Raw genomic sequence first — 21,362 nt, forward strand, 5'->3', positions numbered from 1 at the left:
GTCTCAGTCTCGCGGCAGATGGTCAAGCCAGCGCAGTCGGCACGGCATCAACGGCCGTAAAGGCTCTCGATCATGGGGCGATCGCGGTCCGTGATGCGATCGCGGCGCTGCTTGAGCGTCTGCGTCAGTAAGCCGTTCTCAATGGAAAACGGCTCAACGAGCGCCACACCGCACAGACGTTCATCCGCCCTCGACCCGACGCGGGCGCCAAGCAACCGATTGAGCTCCCCGCGCAGCAACCGCAGCAAAGCTGGATCCCCGGGGCGACCGCCGAGATCCGGGCCTGGATCGCAGCCCTGTTCCAAGGCCCAGGCTTGAAGTGACTCTTGCTTCGGGACGACCAAAGCCGCCAGCTGGCGCTCGTCTTGACCCACCAGCATCACCTGCTCCACCAATGGAGATGACACGAGCGCTTCCTCCAAGGGACCCGGCTCGAGGTTCTCGCCGCTGCTGAGCACGATGGTGTCCTTGGCTCGGCCGGTGAGCACCACGGAGCCATCAGGCAGAAGCATGCCCAGATCACCGGTGTCGAACCACCCATCGACATCCAACACCTTGGCGGTGGCCTCCGGCTTGTCCAGGTAGCCCCCCATGACCTGAGGTCCACGCACCAGCACCACTCCGCGTTGCCGATACGCCAGCGGAGCTCGGGTCTCCGCATCAACAACGCGGAACTCCGTCTCCGGCATTGGCAATCCGGAACTGCCACGGATGTTGCGCCAGGGCCGGCGACAACTCACCACAGGACTGGTCTCGGTGAGGCCATAGCCCACGAGAAGTTCAATGCCCACCGCTTCAAAAAACGCATCCACGTGAGGAGCGATGGCACCACCACCATTGATCGGATACAGCAAGGCACCACCGCTGAGCTGTTGGCGCAACTTCGGCCAAATCAATTGGGATGCCAGGGCATGGGCCGGCCATCGCCGTGTTGCCTCCGCCAGGGCTCGCAAACGGTCGCGCTTGCGCAGCGGCTCGATCAACAAATCCAGGCTGCGGCGACGGGCCAGCCTGTAGGCCTTGCTGTTGGCCAAGGCCGACCGGAGCAGACGCTGACGTGCAGGTGGCAGGGTCTTCACCACATCTTCAAAGCCTGCTTGCACCGCCTCCCAAAGCCTGGGGACGGTGGCCATGATCACCGGCTTCACCCGCGGCAGATCCCTCTTCAGCTGCTTGATCGTGGTGTAGCTCTGCGAGCACCCGCAGGAAAAGAAGTAATACTCCGCACTGCGCTCGTAGGAGTGCCAGATCGGCAGCACACTCAACACCGGTGCTCCGGCATCCGGGCGGGTGACGGTGGCCAGACTGCGCATCTGGTGCAGAAGATTGGCGTGGGTGAGTGGCACCCCTTTGGGCCGACCGGTGGTGCCGCTGGTGTAGAGGATTGTGGCAATGGTGTGAACGGCGGAGGCTTGCTCGCGATTCGCCATGGGATCGGGGGGCTGATGCCCATCGGCACGGCTCAAAAAGGTGTCGAAATCCAGGGCCCCTGGGGGTGCCTCACCCTCCAACACCAAGACGAAGCGCAGTTGGGCTTGAAGATCTGCAGACAGCTGCAGACGCTCCAACAAATCACCGGTTTGCACCACCAGGGCCACGGCCTTGGAGTCTTCAAGGATGTAACGGAGCTCCTCCACCGGCGCGGCCGCCCCACGCACCGCATCCACCACACCGGCACGCATTAACCCCTGGTCAGCCACCAACCATCGGGGGCTGTTCTCGGCAAAGAGACCGACCACATCGCCAACCCTGAGCCCGAGCTGCTGGAAAGCCGCAGCAGCGCGTTCAATGCGTTCGGCCAGCTGTTGGTAATTGAATCGCTCGGGATGGGCCGCATGGGGCGCATCGACAGCCATCACCTCGCCATGCTGAGCTGCTAGCCAGGGCCAGACCTGATCGACACGCCCAAGGGCCTGCACGTGGGACTGACGGGCAAGTGCCTCCTGCTCACGGGGAGTGGGTTGCCAGGAAGCTTGAGCAGCGGTCACAGGAGCGGGGCGCGGTCGCCCAGGCCTATCACCTCGACGATGCATCGGCAATCGCCATCCCCTCACCGACCGACTGCCAGCGGAGCCCGAATCGCTGGGCAAGGGCATCCCTTAGCAAGGGGCGCACCTCCTCCAAGGACAATCCCGGGACCCAATCGCTGAGACGCCCGACCTTCCGTCCTGTCAAGCCGCACGGCACCACAGCCTCAAATCCGGCCAGATCACAGGTCACGTTCAAAGCCAGACCGTGCTGAGTGATCCAGCGCCGACAGCCGACCCCAATGGCCGCCACTTTGCGCTGATCCAGCCAAACCCCTGTGAGCCCATCGATCCGCTCACCTTGCAGATCAAGGGCTTGCATCACATCCAGCACCACCTGCTCGAGCTGACGCAAATACCAATGCAGGTCGGGTTGATGACGACGGAGATCCAGCACGGGGTAAGCCACCAGTTGACCAGGGGCGTGATGGGTCACCTCGCCGCCACGATCAATGCGGTGGAGCGGTGACGGAGGCTGAAGCGGATCAAAGCGGAGATGGGCTTCGCTAGCGCCACGTCCGAGCGTGTAACAACTGGGGTGTTGCAGCAACCAGACGGCTTCGGCACCGCCGGCAGCAGCTGGCTCCGCCAGCAAGCCTTCCTGCCAACGCCGTTGCCGCTCCCAGGCTTGCTCGAAAGGAACGAGTTGCTGCGGCTGAAAAAGAAATGCCGAAGACCCACTTCCGGAATCAGGCGGCGTTACTAAGTTGCCGATAGGAGCAGGCACCGGAGGGATGCATGAAGCTGTTGATCCATGGTCGCAACTTGGATGTGACGCCCGCATTGCGGGATTACACCGAAACCAAGCTTGACCGGGCTATTCATCACTTCAACGATCTTGTCCAAGAAGCGGATGTTCACCTATCGGTGGCCCGCAACCCCAGAGTTCCGCAACAAACAGCCGAGGTCACGGTGTTCGCGAATGGAACCGTGATCCGAGCCCAGGAACGCAGCGAAAACCTTTACGCCAGCATTGATCTGGTGGCCAGCAAACTGGCCCGTCAGCTGCGTCGATTCAAGGACCGCACCAGCGATCACCATCACAGCCACGGCCATCGCGCCACGGAAACCCCGGCCACCGAGGCGGTTCTCAACGACAGTCCTGTGGAGGAATCGCTGCTGGATGGCAAAGAAGCACAGCTGCCGAACCCCGGCGTGCGGCGCAAATATTTCGCCATGCCGCCCATGAGTGTCGACGAGGCCCGCCATCAGCTCGACCTCATCGATCACGATTTTTATTTGTTCCGCGACCGTGCCAGTGATGAATTGCAAGTGATCTACCGACGCAATCACGGTGGATACGGCGTGATCCAAGCTCGCAACTGAACTTTTCGCGACGGTTCTTCCGTCTGTTTCCCCAGCGATGACCATGTCACCGCGGCGGCAGGACCTGCCAGACCTTCCCCCGCTGATCCACCAGGCTTTGCTCAACCCAATGCTCCAGGAGGAGGAGCTTCACACTCTCTGCGATGCCTCAAGGCAGCTTGGTTTCGGTGGCGTCTGCGTCAGCCTGAGCCACCTCCAGGCAGTGCGTCAGCGGCTCGGGGGACGCGGACCGGTACAACTGGCCGCCACAGTGGGGTTTCCATTCGGCGCTCTGCCGGCCGAACTGAAGCAAGCGCAGGCGGAGTGGGCCGCCGCCCATGGCGCTGACGCCCTGGATGTGACCCCCGATTGGTCCGCACTTGTGAATGGCCGGGCCAACACCTTCGCCGAGGAATTGGCTGCGATTGCCGCGCTGGATCTGCCCATGACGGTGGTTCTCGACGTCAATCAGCTCCAGGACGAACAGCTCGCTTTGGCGGCGGAAGCTGCCATGGATGCGGGCGCCGCGGCACTACAAGCCGGCAACGGCTTCGGGCCCGCTGTCACACCGGAACAGATCAAAACCCTGAGACAACACTCGCGCGGACGCTGTGCCATCAAGGCCGCAGGTGGAATCCGGGAGCTCGAGCACGCACTGGATCTGGTGGAAGCCGGTGCAAGGGGCCTAGGCACCGGCCATGGTCCGTCGCTGGTGCAAGCCCTGCGCCAGCAGCGATGAGCGGCGACAGACGCCTGCAGGGCCTCGCCCTCAAAGTAGGGCCACTGGGTGAGCACGATCGGCTGCTGACACTGTTGAGCGACGAAGCCGGGGTGGTGAGATTGGCCGTGCCTGGCGCTCGCCGCCCCAAAAGCAGCCTTGCTGCAGCCGTTCCCCTCACCCTTTTGGATCTGCAGGTGGTGGGGCGCCGCGGCCTCCAACGCGTGCGGCAGCTGCAGGTGCGTCACAACTTCAGCGGCGTGGGGCAGCATCTGGAAACCCTGGCGGCCGCCCAAGCCCTAGCAGAGCTCTCGATCGCACTGGTGAGCGATGACGACCCCATTCAAGGCTTACTGGAGACGGTGCTGATTCACCTAGAGCGACTGGAGGCCCTGAGCCGCTCCCCACAACCCAACCCGGACCTCAGTTTGGCGATGCTGGTTCAAGCGGGCGTGCACCTGCTAGCGCTCGGCGGCTATGGCCTACCGCTTCAGATCTGCTGCCAGAGCGGTGCTGAGCTGATTCCGCCGATCGGTCAGTGGGAATGGCGCTGCAGCCTGCTGCCCGAGCAAGGCCTCGCGCTTGGGAGCCTTCCTGGCGCCAGGCTGCAGCTCAACCCCTCCGAACTGGCCCTGCTGCAACGGCTGCCCCGGCCGGATCTTCCCAGGCGCCCGAATGGAGAACTGATGGGACCGCGTTCGGTGTGGCTCAAACTCCTGGCTCTGATCGACTGCTGGTGCCGGGTGCATCTACCCCGCCCCGTGCGCTCTCTGAAGATGGTGAGCGACTATTTGCCTGCGCCGTAAGCGATCATGACCCGGTCATTGCAGGCACCGTGAGCGGATCTTCCCTGAACAGTCCGGAGCCCGCGCTCCCCACCGGTGGAAACCCGGAGGGTCCTCGGGGCCTGCAGACGGTGGTGCGCTTCGACGGCTTTCGCCGTCTCTGGATTGGCCAGATCTTTTCGCAACTGGCGGACAAGTTCTACATCGTTTTGATGGTGTACCTGATCGCCCAGTACTGGGTGACCAGCACACCGCAGGAAAATGGCGCCCTCGCGGAAATTGCATCAGCGATCCGCATGGACTTCGAGACCCGTGCGCAACGGATCACACTGCTGGCAACAGGGGTTTACGTCGCCAACACGATCCCAGCCATGGTGTTGGGTTCGGTCGCGGGAGTCTGGGTCGACCGATGGCCCAAACGGCGGGTGATGGTCGCTTCAAACGGATTACGCGCTCTGCTCGTGGTGTTGACCCCGTTTTTCTTGCTGCCAGGGCCCCATTGGCTCGGCCTCAGCTGGGGGTACTGGGCCCTGCTGGTCATGACCTTTCTGGAATCGGTGCTCACCCAGTTCTTCGCACCGGCAGAGCAGGCTGCCATTCCGCTGTTGGTGCCGCAGGAGCACCTCTTGGCAGCCAATTCGCTTTACCAAGCCACCAGCATGGGAGCCACGATTGTTGGCTTCGCTCTAGGAGATCCGATCCTGCGGGGACTGGACAGCCTCTTCCAAGGCATTGGCCTCAAGGGTGGTGAATTTCTGCTTCTGCCGTTTTGCTATGGCATGGCGGCCATCTCGCTGAGCACGATCCGGATGCGTGAACAGCCCCGAGCCCATCAAGGGGAATCGGTCTGGAAAGAAATCGTGGCGGGGCTTCAGGTCCTGCGTGAACGCGCCTCGGTGCGGACGGCCATGGTGCATTTGGTGCTGCTCTACAGCCTCCTGGCCGCGCTCTACGTCCTGGCCATCAGCTTGGCGTCCGCCATTCAGGGTCTTGGCCCCACCGGCTTCGGAAGCCTGCTAGCCATGAGCGGGCTCGGGATGGCCATCGGGGCCGTCGTGGTGGCACAGGTGGGCCATGGATTCAGCCGCCGCCGCCTGGCAGCCGCGGGACTGGGCGCGATCACCTGGAGCCTCGTGCTGCTTGGGCAACTGCGCGGCAATCTCACTTACACCCTCGGGCTCTGCACACTGCTCGGCATCGGTGCCGCTCTGGTGGCCATCCCCGCGCAAACCACGATCCAGGAGGACACGCCTGAATCACAGCGCGGCCGCGTGTTCGGGCTGCAGAACAATCTGATCAACATTGCCCTCAGCCTTCCTCTTGTGCTGGCAGGCGCTTTGGTGAGCAGTGTGGGGCTGCTGCCGGTGTTATGGATCCTGGCGGGCCTGGCGCTGGTGGCCGCCTTGATCGAGCGCCCCTGGCAGCGCTGCTAGCGTTTGCGGAGCCCGTCCCTCAGTGGCTTTGACGCATATTGCCTGGCTGGGCAAAAAAACTCCGTTCTGCGGCAATGTCACCTACGGGCTGAGCACAACGGAAGCCCTGAAGGCCCGTGGTCATCAGACCAGCTTCATTCATTTCGACAATCCAAAAGCCCCAGGCAGCAGTACCTCCCTCCTGGCCAACGATCCGGATGTAAGCCTGCCCTACCTCGTGAAATCGCAGGTTTATACGATCCCTTCTCCTGGAGCACAGCGCGAGCTACGGGATTCGCTTGATCGCCTCCAGCCAGATCTGGTGCATGCCAGCCTCACCCTCTCGCCGCTGGATTTCCGACTTCCCGAGCTCTGCCAGCAGCTGCAGGTTCCCTTGGTGGCCACCTTCCACCCTCCCTTCGATGCCGGCCTGCGCAACCTCACAGCAGGAACACAGCAGCTCACGTACCAGCTGTATGCCCCTGCTCTAGCCCGTTATGACCGGGTGATTGTGTTCTCTGAGCTGCAAGCCGATGTGCTTGCACGCCTGGGAGTCCGCGAGGATCGCCTGGCGGTGATCCCCAACGGAGTCGACATAGCTCAGTGGAGACCGGCCGATGCCATGCCCTCTGCGATTGGAAGTCAGCTGCAGAGGGTGCGCTCACGCCTCGGAACGGAGCGCGTTTTCCTCTACATGGGACGGATCTCCACTGAAAAGAACGTGGAAGCGCTGTTGCAGGCTTGGCGACTTGTGGACACGCCAGGCTGTCGTCTGGTCATCGTTGGCGATGGTCCGCTGCGCAGCACGTTGCAGAACAGCTACGGCCAGATGGACAACGTGCTGTGGTGGGGCTACGAGCCAGACCTCGCCACGCGCGTGGCACTGTTGCAATCCGCCGAAGTCTTCCTGCTGCCATCGTTAGTAGAAGGCTTATCGCTGGCATTGCTAGAGGCCATGGCCAGCGGATGCGCCTGCGTGGCCACGGATGCTGGGGCCGACGGTGAGGTACTCGCCGGAGGAGCCGGCATTGTGATGAACACCCTGGGAGTCACCAGTCAGCTGCGCACGCTGCTCCCCGTGCTTCGGGATCAACCGGTGCTCACCCAAGCACTGGGGAGACAGGCACGCCAGCGGGTCATGGAGCGCTACACGATGGCTCGCAACATCGATGCGCTTGAACGCCTCTACGGCGAACTCACACGCACCGCACCTCTCGCGGCTTAGCGCAGGGAGCTGCCATGTTCTGTGGCAGCCAGAACCGCTTCGATGAGCGCCGACCGCAGACCGGCTTGCTCCAACTTGCGCACGGCAGCCATGGTGGTGCCCCCCGGTGAGCCGACCATGTCTTTCAGCTGGGCGGGATGCAGCTTCTGTTGTTGCAGCAGTGCCGCCGTCCCGCCGAGAGTGCGCTGCGCCAGGTGATGCGCCTGGTCACGGGGAAGCCCCGCCGCTACGGCACCATCGGCAAGGGCTTCAGCGATCAAAGCCACGTAGGCAGGACCTGAGGAGGTCAGAGCCAAGAAGGCATCCAGCCTCGATTCCGGCAATTCCAACACCTCGCTGACCGGAGCAAAGACATCCCGTACCCACCGCTGTTGCTCGGGAGTCACACCCTGGCCCCAAGCCAGTCCACACAGACCCTCACCTACGAGGCAGGGGGTATTGGGAACCGCTCGAACACACACACGGCCTGGAAACGTGTGCTGCAGTCGTTCCAGAGTGATTCCCGCCAACACCGAAATCACCAGTGACGACGTCGAGTCCGCGGGTGGCAACACACCAGCGGCTACAGCGTCGAGTTGTTGGGGCTTGACCGCCAGCAACTGCACCGGAGCCATCCAGGCTTGCGCGGCCTGGGGGTCTGAAGCCGAAACCACCGTGAAGCCCGCTGGCAATTCAGTGCGCAGACGTTGCACGCTGTCCTCACGCGCCACAACTCCAATGCAATCGGAGGCCGCAAAAATGCCACGCTCAACCAGCGGTCGCACCAAGGCCTGAGCCATTCGGCCCAGACCGATTACACCGACGGAAGCAGTCACCGAAGCAGACGCGCTGGTCAGAGGGCTGTGGCGTCAGACGCCGCCCAGGCCGGAGCCGGAGCAACGCTGGCGTCAGAAGACGCCTGTTCCACATCCTTGGTCACCACCGTGGGCGTGGTGCTCTCTTCCTGACTGGCATTAGTAACCGTGACACAGCTGGGGGCAAACAAGAAAATGCTTTCGCCAACTCGCTCCTGATGGCCATCGATGGCAAAAGTGCCACCAGCCACAAAATCCACGGCACGTTGAGCCTGATCAGGCTCCATCATCGTGAGATTGAGGATGACGGTCTTGCGCTCGCGCAGGGCCTGAATGGCACGGGGCATCTCGTCGAAGCTACGAGGCTCCATCAGTGACACTTCAGCAGCACTGGAGCTGATGCCTGGCATACCGATCACATTGGTGCCTGAAAAACTTTGATCCATCTCAAACGGATTGGATGCATCGAGTGGAGCCAGAGCACTGCTGTTCGCAGAGGTCATGCCCGACACAGCATCATCGTGCTCACCCGTGTCGTAATCGAGCTCGTCATAGTCGCCGTCCAGGTAATCATCCCCTGCAACGACCGCACGAAGGCGAGAAATCAGCGACACCGGAAATCTGCGGAACCTTGTCCCTGAATAGCGCTCCGCGGAGTTGTGAGCAAGCGTGTCCGCATGGATTGATGTCCATTCCGGACAGTGGACGTGATCCGCCGCTCTCAGGGCCCTCACTGGGGGCGAGCACCAAACAGCGCTGATCCAACCCGCACCCAGGTGGCACCGGCAGCTGCGGCCTCAGGCCAATCGCCGCTCATGCCCATCGAGCACTGCGGCAGATCCATGGCATTGGCGAGCTGTCGGCAATCCTGAAACAGCCCGCGACGATCAGCTTCTGAGAACCCCAGCGGGGCCATGGTCATCAACCCGCAAGGATTGAGACCCTGCAACTGACGCAAGCCAGGCCAGGCCTGCTTCAGCTCGATGGGGTCCCAGCCCGTCTTGTCAGGATCAGGCCGAAGCTTGACTTGAAACAACACCGAAGGACGCCGGTTCTCCTCTAACGCAATGCGAGAGACACGCTGCGCGAGAGACAGCGAATCGATGGAATGAACCCAATCGAAGGCCTTCACCACCGGTCGCACCTTGTTGGCCTGCAACCGTCCGACGAAATGCCAGCGCAGACCCGCCAGATCCGACAGCTCCTGCTGCTTCGGCAGCGCCTCCTGAACACGGCTTTCTCCGAAGTCGGACTGGCCGCAACACGCCAGCTCACGCACCGCCGAGGCAGGCTGGCGCTTGCTGACAGCCAGCAAATGGACGCCATGGGGAAGCCTGTCGCGCAACTGCTCCCAGCGGCTCTGAAGCTCCGTCATCCGCGCTGCCCCACGTGCATGGCTCAGATGAAGGTCTGATCAAACAGCTGCTTCCAGCTCTCGTGCTCTTCCGGTGAATCCCGACGGCTCCGGGCCAAGTTCAGTTCAGCATGATGCCGAGCATCGAGATAAGGAATGACCTCAAACTGAGCCCCACGTGGCTGCAGTGTCACCAGGAAAAACATGCGCTGGGCGTACAACGTGGCGTAGACATCCCGTCCCTCACCAGCTGGCGCCACTTTGTAAAGCATGCCAAAGGTGGGGTGATTGAGATAACCCTCAGCGCTCACAGATCCACGAATAGTGATTACAGGGCACCGTACCTGGCGCGCAGGACAAGCACCAAGACCAGGCCAACAGCAGCCAGCCCATTGAGAAGCCGTTGGGCACCGATCTGTGACGAGGGTTCGGGGCGAAAGGCTTCGGCGGGCAACCAAGTTCCACCGCGAGCCATCAAGGCTTCAGCCCCCTGTTCAGCTCGAAGCAGGATGTTGGCCAACAGACGTTCACCCACCGACAACACCAGTCCAAACGAGGCCTTAAAGCCAAGCCGGCGCAGATTGACGGCTCGACTGGCCAGGGAACGCAGCAGGTTTTGAAGCTCTTCCTGCACCAGGGGAAGAAAACGCAGCGCAAGCAACAATTGAAAACTGAGCCGATCCACGGGCACGCCGAGTTTGGCAAGCGGAGCCAGCCACCAGCTGAGCGCCCACATCAACTCCTCACTGGGCGTGGAGAGCAGCATCAGATTGACGCTGTGCACCACCGTCACGATCAGCGTGGCGCTGTTGAGGCCCAGTTCAGCCGAACGTCTGTCGACTACGAGCGGGCCTAACTGGAACGAACCGAGCTGAAGAGGGCCGAGGCGCACCAACTCCCAGGAGGGCGATGTCAACAGGAGACCCGGGACCTCTTCAGTGGGGCGGAGGTTCAAGCTGGCGCCAGGCTCACCGGTGGGCAGCAGCATGGCGAGCAGACCGATGCCACAGCCCAAAAGAACAACGAGCAGCAGGGAGCGCCACCACAAACGTGGCGGTAAGCCACTGACCGCGGTGATGAGAACAAGCGCCAGCACAAGCGCCAACCGCCAAATCGGCCCCGCAAGCACGGGTGTGAGCAGAAACATCAGCACCCACGACAGCTTGAGGCGCGGGTCGAGCTGACGCAGCCACCCCGCGGCACCATCCACGTACTGCCCAATCGGGATCTGCCTCAGCCAATCCATTGCGATCAGCCCTATCGGTTCTGCTGCCTGGCGAGATCCCGTTCGGCATCACGCTGCTGCTTGCCCCGCCAGAACAACTTCAGCGGTGATCCATCAAAGCCCAGTCCCTCTCGAATCTGGCGCTCCACGTAGCGGCGATAGGTGTCACCAAACAACTTGGGATCATTCACAAACAGCGTGAAGCTCGGCGGACGACTGGCCACCTGCGTGCCGTAATACAAACGCCCTTGCCGGCCGCCACGGGTGGTAGGCGGACTTCTCCAACTCAGAGCTTCCTTCAGCACCTCATTGACCACAGAGGTGCTCACCCGACGGCGATGTTGCTCAACTGCGAGAGCAGCCAGAGCAAAGATGCTGTCCACCCGCTGCCCCGTCAGTGCCGACGTGAACAGCATCGGAGCCCAGTCGAGGAAGTAGAGCTTGGCGCGCAGCTCCTTTTCCATGGCGGTCATCGTGTGGCTGTCTTTCTCGACGGCATCCCATTTGTTCACAACCACCACACAGGCCCGGCCATCTTCCTCAATCCGGCCCGCCAGGCGCTGATCCTGCTCGGTGACGCCATCCAGCGCATCAATCACCAGAACACAGACATCACTGCGTTCAATCGCCTTGAAACTGCGGTTGATCCCGAAGAACTCAGGGCCGTAGTTGACACTGCGGCGACGACGGATTCCTGCCGTGTCCACCAGACGCCAAGGCCTGTTTTCCCGCACGATGCTGGTGTCAATCGTGTCGCGGGTCGTGCCGCGAATCGGACTGACAATGGCGCGCTGTTCACCGCAAATCGCATTGAGCAGGCTGGATTTCCCCACATTGGGCCGGCCGATGATGGCCATCTGGATGGGTTCTTCCTCATCACCCTCCTGATCCTTGGGAGGGAAGAACTTGAGCGCCTGGTCCAGCACCTCGGCCGTGCCAGCACCGTGGATGGCCGACACCGGATAGGGCTCGCCGAGACCAAGACTCCAGAATTCAGCCGCCATGGCCAGACCCTGCTCGGCCGACTCGCACTTGTTGACAGCGAGCAGAATCGGACAGGGCTGGCCGCGCAGAAATTCAGCGATGGACTCGTCGGCAGCCGTCAGCCCCTGCTGCCCATCCACAATCACCAAGGCAACGCTGGCTTCCTCGAGAGCCAGAGCCGCCTGCTCTCGGATTTCCGGCAAAAACTCACTGTCATCGTCGAACACCAACCCACCGGTGTCCACAACCTTGAACTCGCGATCTCCCCAGTAACCGTCCTGATACGTGCGGTCACGGGTCACCCCTGGCTCATCGTGAACGATGGCTTCTCGGCTGCGGCAAAGGCGATTCACCAGCGTGGACTTGCCAACGTTGGGGCGCCCGATGATCGCGACGACGGGACGCGCCAAGTGGGTCTCAAGCGGGGACTGACTTGACAGTACAGAGGCGCCTGCGTGAAAGCCCCTCACGATCTCTTGGCGCGAACGAATAGGAATTCTTTTGGGGCGAGACTCGTGAGACCAAAGCGAGACAGCTAAGTAGTGCAGTGCGGCCGCTGTCACAACACCATGCTTGAACTGATCGCCACTCTTGTGGTTGACCTCTCCGACCAGAAGTTGACCGTTTACGACGCCAATCAGGAGATCGTGCGGGTGATTCCCGTGAGCACCGGTAAGGCGTCAACGCCGACGCCCACAGGAGAAGCTCAGGTGCTCACCAAATACCGATCCGTGACCATGAGCGGTCGTGGATATGTGGCACCAGGCGTGCCCTATGCCATGTGCATCACCTCCAACGAAATGATCTGCATGCATGGAGCTCCCTGGCAGGAGGAGGCTGGTCAGGCCTTTGGCGTTCCTCGCAGCCGTGGATGCGTTCGCATGCCAACCCACCAGGCGCAATGGCTGTTCGAGAACACGCCCAAAGGCACCAAGGTGGTGATCCAAGCTTGAAGCCCACTTAGCCCACTAGTTAGCCCACTGGCGGGTCGCCAGGATGCCCCTGCACCGGATCGGCCGGCGCTTCCAACAGCGGCGGTAGCGCCCCCTCTTCAAGCAGCGGCTTCCCCTCAAGCGCCAAGGAAGCCAGCAACCAGTTGACCACCGTGGCCCGGCGGGTTCGGCGTGGATAGAGCTCACCGATGCGATAGCCCGTGAAGTGGAGCTGCTCCTTCAAAAGCTGCTTGTAGGGCTTCGGAATCGAACGCGTGAGACGCACGGAAGCCGGCCGCACGGCGATCACCTGAGGGGCCTCCGGGAAAGCTTCTCCCCAGTCGGAGGGTGTCTGCGGACCGGCTCGCCAGAGACCGTCGACGGCGCTGGAGGGGCGGTAGCCCAAACGCTCCCACACCAGCTGGGCGACAAACTGATCGCTCAAACGGTCCTCAAGAATCGCCATCAGCAGAGGCCGGGTCAGACTCCAGCTGGGAAACGTCATCAGCAGCATGCAGATCTGACCATGCTTCGGCGCTGAGGGCCCCCTGGCAACCCCCTAAGCAGCACCTTTACCGACCGCTTCATGTACGTGTTTGACACCACACTCGAGCCGGAGACGTCTTTGGTGGCAAACCAGGCCTACCAGCGGCTGGTCTTTCGGCTGCCTGAGGACGTTATGACGGCAGTGAAGCGCGACCAGCGCCGCATGCTGAAACGGCTGTCGACTGGGAAGGCTGCGCCCCCTTGGCATGGCGACGGCAGGGTGTGCTTCATCTACAGCGCGTCCACAAGCAGCAGCACTCCGGTGTTTGTGGACCGTCGCGACTCTCCCCTGGGAGACCAAGGGCTTCAACGGGTGCGGCCAGGCTGCAAGGTGCGACTGACCCTGCGTCAGGTCTGGCGTCGCCAGCAGAAGCCAGGCACCAAACTGCAGGTCCTGAAAGCGCAGATCCTCCATCTGGACGCACCGCATCAGGGGGGACTTGCTAGCCCGCACAGCATCCAGGAGGTGAGCCTTGCGCTCCCCCTTGACCTCCTACAAGACGTTGAGCGACTGGCGCTCCACGAAGATTGGTCGACGCAGGCCTGGCTGCGCAACGCCATCGAAACGCAGGTGCACCGGACCCGCCACCAACTCGGCTTGGATGAATCCATGGCTTGATTCGCCGAAACTGGCCACTGGCGACAATGGGGTGATGGCATCCCCATTGATCACCAGGGAACTGAGACTGCGTGGCAGCCGCGTTGAGCGCACCTTGCGCTGCCGCGTTCTGCAATCACCGCTTGCAGGCGTCAGCGATCGGATCTTCCGCTCCCTGGTGCGGCGTTGGTCGTCCGACGCCCTGTTATTCACCGAAATGGTGAATGCCACCAGCCTCGAACTCGGCCATGGCCGAGCCAAGGTGGAAGAACTCAGCGGAGAACTTGGACCAATCGGCGTCCAATTGTTCGACCACCGACCTGCAGCCATGGCAGATGCCGCTCGTCGGGCTGAAGACGCCGGCGCCTTTTTGGTGGACATCAACATGGGTTGCCCGGTGCGCAAGATTGCACGCAAAGGCGGTGGGAGCGGCCTGATCCGCGATCCTGAGCTGGCCTGCCAGATCGTCGACGCCGTGGCTGCCGCCGTTGGCGTGCCAGTGACCGTCAAAACTCGACTCGGCTGGTGCGGCGGAACGGAGCAGCCGTCAACGCAGGCTGATGCTGTGGCCTGGGGTCGCCGGCTCCAGGACGCCGGGGCTCAGCTTTTAACCCTGCATGGCCGCACCCGCGAACAACGCTTCAGCGGCAACGCGAACTGGGCCGCGATCGCGGCCGTCAAACAAAGCCTCCACATCCCCGTGATCGCTAATGGCGACGTCAATAGCCCAGACGACGCTTTGCGCTGCCTGAAGGTCACCGGTGCTGATGGCGTAATGGTGGGACGTGGAACGATGGGCGCCCCTTGGCTTGTGGGTCAAATCGATGCCGCACTGAATGGACGGCCCATCCCACCAACACCAGACCCACGGGAACGCCTGACGCTGGCGGCTGAACAATTGCAGGCCCTGGTGGAAGCACGAGGCGATCACGGCCTGCTGATCGCGCGAAAACACATGAGTTGGACATGCACTGGCTTCCCTGGTGCCTCGCAATTCCGCCAGCAACTGATGCGGGCCTCCACGCCAAATCTCGCCCTGGAGTTGTTGAAGCACCAGCAGGACCAGTTGGCGTCAGAGGCCAAGGCTGCCTAGCCCAGCAGAAGGTCACGGGTACCCGTAATCGCTTGGGTCGCCAGCAACAGTGCCACCAACACATTCAGGGACACATGCAATCGGCGCATCCACAGCCTGCTGGCGATCTCCCGCTGCACAGCCATCGTGAACAGGAGCAAAGCGAGAAGCGCGAGGCCACCCCAGGTGTGGGATTCCCAGATCGCTAGAGCCAGGAGAGACCGTTCCGCCATCAACAAAGGCTGCAGGCTGATCAGCAGCAGAAACAGCCAGCAGCTCCATGCGAACAGCAAACGGAACATCAAACGCCGCGTGCGAAGGAGCGCCACGAAAGCTGCGGCAGCAGCCGCAGCCTGCAGAGAAACCACAAGCCAGGTCGCCAAACCAGCGCCAGCACCCGCTAATCCATGACCCAAAGCAATGAGCACGGCCAACAGCAGAGCACCTGTGGCCCAGCGGCCATGATCCACATGCTCCACAGGAACCGTGGGAGCAATCGGATTGAGCTGCAACCGCCGCTCCCTGGCCAGGATCCCCAACCTGATCGTTGCTCCGATCACGGGATAGACAAACAGAATGATCAGCACTGGATGCACCAACGCCAACCATTGGCTCACGGCAAGCGATGGAAAGGCAGCAATCAAGGCAACACCTCAGGCCAGAGCTGACGGATCAGCAGAAGTGAGAAATAGGGTCTCGCATCGGGGGGCACTTGAGAGGCGGAAGCCACCCACTGATCAGACCAACCCACCCGTTGCGCGAACAGAGCCTGATCCAGCAGCCCCATCTCCGTCAGAGCCGCACACACCCAGGGCCAACGGTGGCCCACTTTGATCAACCCGAGCACAGTTGACGCATCGCGTGCGCTCTGCAGGAGTTTGCGAAAGTCCGAAGCCGTCTCCGGACATGGACGGATCAGCAGTCCTTCTTGCTGGAGTGCCAAGGGAAGATCGACCGCCACGCCTGCTGCTGCGGCAGCAGCAGCACAAACCGAAGGGATCCCAGGAATCAGCGCAAAGGGAAGGTCGGGATGACGCCGACGCAGAGCCAGCTGCACGTAACTACCCGTTGCAAAGAGGGACACATCCCCCTCACAGAGCAACACCACCCTGCGACCTGCCCTCACATGGCGGGCGAGTGCGTCGGCAGCCTCGTGCCAGGCGGAAATTCTCGGCTCTGCCTCCGCCACCATCGGGAACGCGAGGGGCAGAAGTTGTTGTTGCGGCTGCAACCACGGCAAAGCAATGGCCAATGCCAACCCCGACTCTCCTTCACGGGCCACAGGATGAGCCACCACGTCGGCCTGCTCCAAGGCCTTCACCGCAGCGACCGTAAGCAATTCTGGATCACCAGGACCAACTCCTACCAGCGTCAACCGATCAGGAGCAAACTTGGGTGCCAAGGACAACGGCGCGGGGGACGGATCAACCATCCAGCATGCTGAATGGGTTGGTCAGGGGCTGTTTCCACGGCCATTTGCAGCATGAGTGAGCTGACGCTGTTTTCGGATCGCTCCAGCGACGTGCTTCTGCACACCCAAGACAGAGCTCTGATCGAAAGGGAGCTCAAGCGACGCGGAATTGGCTTTGAACGCTGGCCAACACAGACGCGGCTTGACCAAAGCGCTGGCCAGGAGGAGATCCTGGCGGCCTACAAGCACGACATCCAACGAACCCAGGCGCGCGGGAACTACCCCACCGTTGATGCCATTCGCATCCAGCCGGACCATCCCGAACGAGCCACCCTGCGCCAGACATTCCTGAATGAACACACCCACAGCGAAGACGAAGTTCGCTTTTTCGTGGAGGGCCATGGCCTGTTCTGCCTTCACCTTGGGGACGAGGTGATCCAGGTGTTGTGCAAAGCCTCGGATTGGATCAGCGTTCCTGCAGGAACGCGTCACTGGTTTGATATGGGGCCGGAGCCGGAGTTCTGCGCCATTCGCTTTTTTTGCAATCCCAGCGGATGGGTGGCGGACTTCACAGGGGATTCCATTGCCAGCCGCTATCCCCTACTCACAACCCCCGCAAGCCTGCTGTAGCCGGTTGGTTGCGGTTGCACCGTCAAGCCGCGAGGAGCAGCCGGGAATCCACAGATGACTTGAAGGAAGCGGATTTGCCAGTTGCCACCTTCACCGACTCTTCATCAGCGAGCAACAAAGCTGCTTCAAGGTCGGCACAACGGCCAATGAGATCACGAAGGAGTGGATCGGCTTTGAGGCCATTCCACTGCTCGTCGGTGGTGCCATTCCGCAGAGCCTGCAGGGAGTCAGCAACAGCGGTCACAGGGTCAATCATTCGACACGCGACGTCACTGGGTCAATCCTAGAAGCGGCCCAAACAACATTGCGCGCCTCGTCAGACCTCTTGTGATCCAAAGTCACGAAAGTCTGACCTTGATGCCTTACGACGATCTCAACCAAACCTGACGCAACAAACAAGCTGGGCACTGATCAACTCCTTCAGATCGAAATCGCGAAAAGGCCGAAGCATCCCTCAAAAACAGACACCTCAACCCGGAGCGATACCGGCCAAGCAGCCAGTCCTCGCTCATTCAGAGTTCAGCCATACATTGCATTGTCGGGAATGGCGTGTGCAAACCATGCAATGTTCGCTGAAGCATGATCAGCGGGGTCCACGCTGAGTGGATCTACATACCAACGGAACACACGCGCCTGATCATCAAATGTTCGGTAAACAGGAATGAGGTTCTGAGCATCGTTAATCTCATCAAAAACGCGGAAATCCTCAGCAATGTATTCATACCGAAAGCTTTGCGACCAAATAAATCGCTCCGTGGGGTCTGCCGTCCAGACCGTTTGGCCAGTGATCTGATCACGGAAACGCGATGTCGATACAGAATCGCTGAGGTCTGCAGTACTGAGGAACAAAGGATCAGGTTCTTCAGCGCCCGAACTCTCGCTTAGTAGCAGAGTCCACTCTTGAGGTACCGACGATAAGTATTGATTTCTGGTCGATGAAGCATCAAAGGAATACACAGGCAAACCCTGCTCTTCGGTCGCGATCTGACTGACAAGATCCGCATTCAAACTGGTGAACCACATTGATCCATCAGGCCCCTGTCCGATCCGGTGCATCACACGGTTACGGGAACCAATGTCAGGCAATGGGAAAACCGTTTGATCTCGGCGTCCTGATTCATCAACATCCAAGCGAACCAGGTCATTTTCTTGGTATTGGAACCAGACAGAATCCGGCTTCACACCCACTACACCGCCTGCACCTTTGGAAAGAGTCTGGGGATAAGACGTGAAAGTTTCAGAGGCAGGATCGAAGCGGGCAATACCACCCAAACTTTGCTGCGAACCAACCAATTCAGGGCTGTTATCGCCTTCAATTGTGACCCAGATAAAGCCTTCGGGTCCTTGATAAATATTGATCGGACGTGTGTTATCAGTCCCGAAACCTTCGATCTCGAAAAGGCTCAACTTATCGTTTAAATCAATCCTTCCAATCTGATTGGTCTGCAGGTTTACAAACCATGCGTTTCCCACCTGATCAAACTCGATGTTGATTGGAGCACTGGCTGCCGGCTTGATGGCGTCATGATTGAAATTGGGAGCGATGGCAGCTCGGGTCGGTAGTTCAAAACGACGATGTTCTCCCGTCGCAGGATCAACCCAACCCAGCACATCAGAGGTGCGGCCGGTGTACCAAAGTTTGCCTTGGGGATCGATGGCGAAACCGTGCGGTCCCACAACACCCTCTGTCTGAGGATTATCGAACGCAACGCTATAAGTCGTGATGATAGAACCATCACGTTTGCTGAGTTCAACGATTTGATCAAAATCCTCAAGAGTTACATACAAACGACCGTCTTCACTAAACCGGATTCCATGGGGGTAAGACCCTTTTGGAAGTTCAAAAAGCTCAACACGTCCATCAAGCGTGAGACGTCCAACACGGTCATGCATGCTCTGGGTGAAATACACCATCCCATCTGGGCCGGAATAGATTTCATGAGTGTTATAAACATCTTTATCAGAGTCCAGATGAACATTGTAATCAATAACATTACCCAGTTCACGCTCAAAAACCGATGTAAAAAAGTCTTGAAAAGCTGCTTCTGACCACCATTCACCACGTCCAATCGGACGAGGCTGAGTCACATTATTAACACTTTGGACATCAAGCTGGGAATGGCCGCTACCACTCATTGAATCATTGCAGATTCGTTGATCTTAAAAGAATGCCTGGACGCATCAGGCATCGACACCAACGGAATGCATCCGCACATCATCGGGATGCACCAGTTCTCCACACAAGGCCTCAACTTCGGCCTGAGCCAACTGCTGCAAACGAGGCACGATCACATCTCTTGAATACCGTTGCTCGCAAAGAACCCAATACACACCGAAGTGACGAGCTTCACTTTGAAGCAAGCTGCCATAAAGAGTCCGTAACGCCTGGTCAGGACTGTGTTCTGCAAGCAGAGCCATGCGTTCATGACTGCGCGCTTCAATCAGGCCCGCAACGAGGAAAGAATCCAGCATCCGATCAGGCTCCCCCCGTCGCACCTGCTTAGCAAGATCCGCTCCGTAACCTGATGAGCGCAACGGCTCAAGGTAACGACCACGCGATTTGAGCAGATCCAACACCTGCTCAAAATGCGCAAGCTCTTCACGCGCCAGCGGGCTCAACACCTCACCGAGGCCAGGTTCACACAGATAGCGAAACATCAGCTGAACAGCTGAGCCAGCCGCTTTGCGCTCGCAATGGGCATGGTCGATGAGAACCTGCATCGGCTTAGCGATCGCCTGCTCCACCCAGAGACGACTAGTCGGAGCAGCAAGCCAACGAATGCTGCTCACGGTGGATGTAAGAGAGGCCTCTTTGAACTCAACAGGGGTTGTGGATGCAGCGATGGTCATGCTTCCACCTGACGCAGGTAATTCAGCAACCCATCAAGAGCGAGGTCGTAGCTGAAAGGCCCAAAGCCGCTCACCACACCAACCGCACGATCAGCCAGATAGGACTGATGACGAAACGACTCACGCGCTTGGGTGTTACTCAGGTGGAGCTCCACATAAGGAATGGCCACGCCTAGCAAAGCGTCGCGTAACGCGATGGATGTGTGGGTGAAGGCACCGGCATTGATCAAGATGCCGTTGACCGTCCCCATCGCCTGGTGAACCCGCTCTACGAGGGCACCTTCAAAATTGCTCTGGTAAGAATCCAGTTGCACCCCAGCAGCAGCAGCACGCTCTTTGAGTTGTTGCTCGATCACATCCAGTGTCTGGTGACCGTAAAGGCCAGGCTCCCGCTGACCGAGCAAATTGAGATTGGGCCCATTGAGCAGCAGCAGTTGCATCGCCCGTGCCAGCGGTGTCACCCGATCGTATCCAGCAGGGTGGTCCTCGTTGACTGGTAAATTATCGCGGTGTGTCGGGTCGGTGCCCGAGTGGTTAATGGGGGCGGACTGTAAATCCGCTGGCTCTGCCTACGTTGGTTCAAATCCAACCCGGCCCATCCACACATGCCCTTGTAGCTCAGCGGTAGAGCACTCCCTTGGTAAGGGAGAGGTCTCGAGTTCAAGTCTCGACAAGGGCTTTCCCAACACCCAGGCACCGGGTGTTGATCCAAGTCGCAGGCCTGGGTTGATTCCAAGTTGGCAGCCAAGTGCAGGCCGCGGTGAATACAGCTCCGCACGCCGCAAGCGAATCAGAACCTTGCTCGCGGTTGTTCAAAACTCCAGACAGCCTCTCAGAAAATGGAGCTGACGAAAACTGAACCAATCTGACGTCTGCAAAACGGAATCAATGGCTCGCAAAGTTCATCAATCTGCCCATTTCCTGCAACAAGCACCGCTCAGATTAGACGTCAGTGTTTGTCTTGATGACACCTTGGTTTCACTTTCACCCAGTGGCTGGGTGATTGGATCCAGCAAAAACCGTGGGATGCAGCATTCCCTGTATCGACTCAGGACCAACATCGTGAATGCCTAGTGTTGCCCACTGCATGAATCCCCCAGTCGAGGATCGAAGCTAACGATCTTTTCCCTAGACCAATTGCCCATGCAATTGCTGGTCTTCCCAGACCATCCATTGCTGAAAAGCGCTGAGATCATGCTTGATCAGATTATGAAATACCCACTTGAGCACAGACCACCCAAGGTCTATCTAGGTGCGGAAAGCCTGCTAGTGCAGGCTGTCGATTTCTTCTCCGCTGCGACAGACAAAAAACAGACGGTGCCAGCAGGAAGCCGGCAGCAGGGGAACGCAGACACTGTGGATTGAGGCACTGTGGATTGAGACACCGTGCTGCAACACGATCAAGACAAACCAAAGTTCTTCCTTTACCGCTCAATCTGAATCTGAGCACTGGTGTTGTTCTGGTTACAAGATGAGAGCACCGCAACACAACAG

At 60.0% G+C, this 21,362-nt stretch carries 25 protein-coding genes and 2 tRNA genes; 12 read left to right on the forward strand and 15 right to left on the reverse strand.

Going from position 1 to position 21,362, the window contains the following annotated elements:
- Positions 1-47: 47 nt before the first annotated feature.
- Positions 48-2,033, reverse strand: a complete 1,986-nt coding sequence (locus SynA1825c_RS11310) for an AMP-binding protein (RefSeq protein WP_186471188.1) — start codon at positions 2,031-2,033, stop codon at positions 48-50.
- On the reverse strand, positions 2,017-2,754 hold the full coding sequence (gene lipB / locus SynA1825c_RS11315; RefSeq protein ID WP_186469383.1) for a lipoyl(octanoyl) transferase LipB: 738 nt from the start codon (positions 2,752-2,754) through the stop codon (positions 2,017-2,019). The genes SynA1825c_RS11310 and lipB overlap by 17 nt, the downstream gene beginning before the upstream one ends.
- An 11-nt stretch (positions 2,755-2,765) precedes the next feature.
- Between lipB and hpf the strand changes: the two genes are divergently transcribed.
- From hpf to SynA1825c_RS11340, 5 genes are read left to right on the forward strand one after another with little or no spacing between them, the layout of a single operon-like run.
- Positions 2,766-3,353 (forward strand): ribosome hibernation-promoting factor, HPF/YfiA family, encoded by a 588-nt coding sequence (hpf, locus tag SynA1825c_RS11320; RefSeq protein ID WP_186469384.1) that lies wholly within the window; start codon positions 2,766-2,768, stop codon positions 3,351-3,353.
- A gap of 37 nt (positions 3,354-3,390) precedes the next feature.
- Entirely contained in the window at positions 3,391-4,071 is a 681-nt protein-coding gene (gene deoC, locus SynA1825c_RS11325) for a deoxyribose-phosphate aldolase (RefSeq protein WP_186469385.1), read from the forward strand.
- Complete coding sequence (recO, locus tag SynA1825c_RS11330) at positions 4,068-4,856, forward strand: DNA repair protein RecO (RefSeq protein ID WP_186469386.1); 789 nt, start codon at positions 4,068-4,070, stop codon at positions 4,854-4,856. The genes deoC and recO overlap by 4 nt, the downstream gene beginning before the upstream one ends.
- 29 nt (positions 4,857-4,885) lie before the next feature.
- On the forward strand, positions 4,886-6,268 hold the full coding sequence (locus SynA1825c_RS11335; protein ID WP_186469387.1) for an MFS transporter: 1,383 nt from the start codon (positions 4,886-4,888) through the stop codon (positions 6,266-6,268).
- A 28-nt stretch (positions 6,269-6,296) separates the two neighbouring features.
- Positions 6,297-7,472 carry a glycosyltransferase family 4 protein gene (locus SynA1825c_RS11340; RefSeq protein ID WP_186471189.1) on the forward strand — a complete coding sequence of 392 codons (1,176 nt, stop codon included), beginning with the start codon at positions 6,297-6,299 and terminating at the stop codon, positions 7,470-7,472.
- Here the strand turns inward: SynA1825c_RS11340 and proC are convergent.
- The 6 genes from proC to der form a co-directional block, all read right to left on the reverse strand.
- On the reverse strand, positions 7,469-8,287 hold the full coding sequence (gene proC / locus SynA1825c_RS11345; protein WP_186469388.1) for a pyrroline-5-carboxylate reductase: 819 nt from the start codon (positions 8,285-8,287) through the stop codon (positions 7,469-7,471). The genes SynA1825c_RS11340 and proC overlap by 4 nt on opposite strands.
- Positions 8,288-8,304: 17 nt before the next feature.
- A complete protein-coding gene (locus SynA1825c_RS11350; protein ID WP_186469389.1) occupies positions 8,305-8,880 on the reverse strand; it encodes a cell division protein SepF in 576 nt (191 codons plus the stop codon).
- A 116-nt stretch (positions 8,881-8,996) separates the two neighbouring features.
- Positions 8,997-9,641, reverse strand: coding sequence for a YggS family pyridoxal phosphate-dependent enzyme (locus SynA1825c_RS11355; protein WP_186469390.1), 645 nt, complete (start codon positions 9,639-9,641; stop codon positions 8,997-8,999).
- 23 nt (positions 9,642-9,664) lie between these two features.
- Positions 9,665-9,931: a PipX family protein gene (locus SynA1825c_RS11360; RefSeq protein ID WP_186469391.1), complete on the reverse strand. Its 267-nt coding sequence runs from the start codon at positions 9,929-9,931 to the stop codon at positions 9,665-9,667.
- Between the two features lie 17 nt (positions 9,932-9,948).
- Positions 9,949-10,866, reverse strand: coding sequence for a CbiQ family ECF transporter T component (locus SynA1825c_RS11365; RefSeq protein WP_186469392.1), 918 nt, complete (start codon positions 10,864-10,866; stop codon positions 9,949-9,951).
- A gap of 11 nt (positions 10,867-10,877) precedes the next feature.
- The gene (gene der, locus SynA1825c_RS11370; RefSeq protein WP_186469393.1) at positions 10,878-12,239 is read right to left on the reverse strand and encodes a ribosome biogenesis GTPase Der; all 1,362 of its coding nucleotides are present in this window, start codon (positions 12,237-12,239) and stop codon (positions 10,878-10,880) included.
- Positions 12,240-12,398: 159 nt separating this feature from the next.
- Between der and SynA1825c_RS11375 the strand changes: the two genes are divergently transcribed.
- On the forward strand, positions 12,399-12,782 hold the full coding sequence (locus SynA1825c_RS11375) for a L,D-transpeptidase (RefSeq protein ID WP_186469394.1): 384 nt from the start codon (positions 12,399-12,401) through the stop codon (positions 12,780-12,782).
- Positions 12,783-12,801: 19 nt separating this feature from the next.
- On the opposite strand, the gene SynA1825c_RS11380 is transcribed toward SynA1825c_RS11375, so the two are convergent.
- Positions 12,802-13,266, reverse strand: a complete 465-nt coding sequence (locus tag SynA1825c_RS11380) for a DUF1823 family protein (RefSeq protein WP_186469395.1) — start codon at positions 13,264-13,266, stop codon at positions 12,802-12,804.
- A gap of 81 nt (positions 13,267-13,347) precedes the next feature.
- Between SynA1825c_RS11380 and SynA1825c_RS11385 the strand changes: the two genes are divergently transcribed.
- Positions 13,348-13,926 carry a hypothetical protein gene (locus SynA1825c_RS11385; protein ID WP_186469396.1) on the forward strand — a complete coding sequence of 193 codons (579 nt, stop codon included), beginning with the start codon at positions 13,348-13,350 and terminating at the stop codon, positions 13,924-13,926.
- 34 nt (positions 13,927-13,960) lie between these two features.
- Positions 13,961-14,998 (forward strand): tRNA dihydrouridine synthase DusB, encoded by a 1,038-nt coding sequence (gene dusB, locus SynA1825c_RS11390; protein ID WP_186469397.1) that lies wholly within the window; start codon positions 13,961-13,963, stop codon positions 14,996-14,998.
- Here dusB and SynA1825c_RS11395 read toward each other — a convergent pair.
- Both SynA1825c_RS11395 and cobI read right to left on the reverse strand, forming a co-directional pair.
- On the reverse strand, positions 14,995-15,621 hold the full coding sequence (locus tag SynA1825c_RS11395; protein ID WP_370593749.1) for a DUF4079 family protein: 627 nt from the start codon (positions 15,619-15,621) through the stop codon (positions 14,995-14,997). The two genes, dusB and SynA1825c_RS11395, sit on opposite strands and share 4 nt — an antisense overlap.
- A complete protein-coding gene (gene cobI, locus SynA1825c_RS11400) occupies positions 15,618-16,409 on the reverse strand; it encodes a precorrin-2 C(20)-methyltransferase (protein ID WP_186469398.1) in 792 nt (263 codons plus the stop codon). Before cobI ends, SynA1825c_RS11395 begins: the two co-directional genes overlap by 4 nt.
- Positions 16,410-16,460: 51 nt before the next feature.
- On the opposite strand from cobI, the gene SynA1825c_RS11405 reads away from it, so the two are divergent.
- Positions 16,461-17,018, forward strand: coding sequence for an acireductone dioxygenase (locus SynA1825c_RS11405; RefSeq protein ID WP_186469399.1), 558 nt, complete (start codon positions 16,461-16,463; stop codon positions 17,016-17,018).
- A 22-nt stretch (positions 17,019-17,040) separates the two neighbouring features.
- Here the strand turns inward: SynA1825c_RS11405 and SynA1825c_RS11410 are convergent, their stop codons facing one another.
- From SynA1825c_RS11410 to aroQ, 4 genes are all read right to left on the reverse strand, one after another.
- The gene (locus tag SynA1825c_RS11410) at positions 17,041-17,274 is read right to left on the reverse strand and encodes a hypothetical protein (protein ID WP_186469400.1); all 234 of its coding nucleotides are present in this window, start codon (positions 17,272-17,274) and stop codon (positions 17,041-17,043) included.
- A gap of 263 nt (positions 17,275-17,537) precedes the next feature.
- Complete coding sequence (locus SynA1825c_RS11415) at positions 17,538-19,154, reverse strand: hypothetical protein (RefSeq protein WP_186469401.1); 1,617 nt, start codon at positions 19,152-19,154, stop codon at positions 17,538-17,540.
- A gap of 45 nt (positions 19,155-19,199) precedes the next feature.
- The gene (locus SynA1825c_RS11420; protein WP_186469402.1) at positions 19,200-19,868 is read right to left on the reverse strand and encodes a tRNA-(ms[2]io[6]A)-hydroxylase; all 669 of its coding nucleotides are present in this window, start codon (positions 19,866-19,868) and stop codon (positions 19,200-19,202) included.
- The gene (gene aroQ / locus SynA1825c_RS11425) at positions 19,865-20,308 is read right to left on the reverse strand and encodes a type II 3-dehydroquinate dehydratase (RefSeq protein WP_186471191.1); all 444 of its coding nucleotides are present in this window, start codon (positions 20,306-20,308) and stop codon (positions 19,865-19,867) included. Before aroQ ends, SynA1825c_RS11420 begins: the two co-directional genes overlap by 4 nt.
- Before the next feature lie 76 nt (positions 20,309-20,384).
- On the opposite strand from aroQ, the gene SynA1825c_RS11430 reads away from it, so the two are divergent.
- From SynA1825c_RS11430 to SynA1825c_RS11440, 3 genes are all read left to right on the forward strand, one after another.
- Positions 20,385-20,466, forward strand: a tRNA-Tyr gene (locus SynA1825c_RS11430).
- Between the two features lie 9 nt (positions 20,467-20,475).
- Positions 20,476-20,547 (forward strand) — tRNA-Thr (locus SynA1825c_RS11435).
- Positions 20,548-21,011: 464 nt separating this feature from the next.
- Positions 21,012-21,233 carry a hypothetical protein gene (locus SynA1825c_RS11440; protein ID WP_186469403.1) on the forward strand — a complete coding sequence of 74 codons (222 nt, stop codon included), beginning with the start codon at positions 21,012-21,014 and terminating at the stop codon, positions 21,231-21,233.
- Positions 21,234-21,362: the final 129 nt, after the last annotated feature.

This window comes from Synechococcus sp. A18-25c, from assembly GCF_014280035.1.
In the GTDB taxonomy this organism is placed as follows: Bacteria; Cyanobacteriota; Cyanobacteriia; order PCC-6307; family Cyanobiaceae; genus Synechococcus_C.

What these genes read in the sequence shown, in the direction of transcription:
- SynA1825c_RS11310 (WP_186471188.1), bottom strand. Translation starts at nt 2,033, where the DNA reads ATGCATCGTCGAGGTGATAGGCCTGGGCGACCGCGCCCCGCTCCTGTG.
- hpf (WP_186469384.1), top strand. Translation starts at nt 2,766, where the DNA reads ATGAAGCTGTTGATCCATGGTCGCAACTTGGATGTGACGCCCGCATTG.
- deoC (WP_186469385.1), top strand. Translation starts at nt 3,391, where the DNA reads ATGACCATGTCACCGCGGCGGCAGGACCTGCCAGACCTTCCCCCGCTG.
- recO (WP_186469386.1), top strand. Translation starts at nt 4,068, where the DNA reads ATGAGCGGCGACAGACGCCTGCAGGGCCTCGCCCTCAAAGTAGGGCCA.
- SynA1825c_RS11355 (WP_186469390.1), bottom strand. Translation starts at nt 9,641, where the DNA reads ATGACGGAGCTTCAGAGCCGCTGGGAGCAGTTGCGCGACAGGCTTCCC.
- SynA1825c_RS11365 (WP_186469392.1), bottom strand. Translation starts at nt 10,866, where the DNA reads ATGGATTGGCTGAGGCAGATCCCGATTGGGCAGTACGTGGATGGTGCC.
- SynA1825c_RS11375 (WP_186469394.1), top strand. Translation starts at nt 12,399, where the DNA reads ATGCTTGAACTGATCGCCACTCTTGTGGTTGACCTCTCCGACCAGAAG.
- SynA1825c_RS11380 (WP_186469395.1), bottom strand. Translation starts at nt 13,266, where the DNA reads ATGACGTTTCCCAGCTGGAGTCTGACCCGGCCTCTGCTGATGGCGATT.
- SynA1825c_RS11385 (WP_186469396.1), top strand. Translation starts at nt 13,348, where the DNA reads ATGTACGTGTTTGACACCACACTCGAGCCGGAGACGTCTTTGGTGGCA.
- dusB (WP_186469397.1), top strand. Translation starts at nt 13,961, where the DNA reads ATGGCATCCCCATTGATCACCAGGGAACTGAGACTGCGTGGCAGCCGC.
- cobI (WP_186469398.1), bottom strand. Translation starts at nt 16,409, where the DNA reads ATGGTTGATCCGTCCCCCGCGCCGTTGTCCTTGGCACCCAAGTTTGCT.
- SynA1825c_RS11405 (WP_186469399.1), top strand. Translation starts at nt 16,461, where the DNA reads ATGAGTGAGCTGACGCTGTTTTCGGATCGCTCCAGCGACGTGCTTCTG.
- SynA1825c_RS11410 (WP_186469400.1), bottom strand. Translation starts at nt 17,274, where the DNA reads ATGATTGACCCTGTGACCGCTGTTGCTGACTCCCTGCAGGCTCTGCGG.
- SynA1825c_RS11415 (WP_186469401.1), bottom strand. Translation starts at nt 19,154, where the DNA reads ATGAGTGGTAGCGGCCATTCCCAGCTTGATGTCCAAAGTGTTAATAAT.
- SynA1825c_RS11420 (WP_186469402.1), bottom strand. Translation starts at nt 19,868, where the DNA reads ATGACCATCGCTGCATCCACAACCCCTGTTGAGTTCAAAGAGGCCTCT.
- aroQ (WP_186471191.1), bottom strand. Translation starts at nt 20,308, where the DNA reads ATGCAACTGCTGCTGCTCAATGGGCCCAATCTCAATTTGCTCGGTCAG.
- SynA1825c_RS11440 (WP_186469403.1), top strand. Translation starts at nt 21,012, where the DNA reads ATGCAATTGCTGGTCTTCCCAGACCATCCATTGCTGAAAAGCGCTGAG.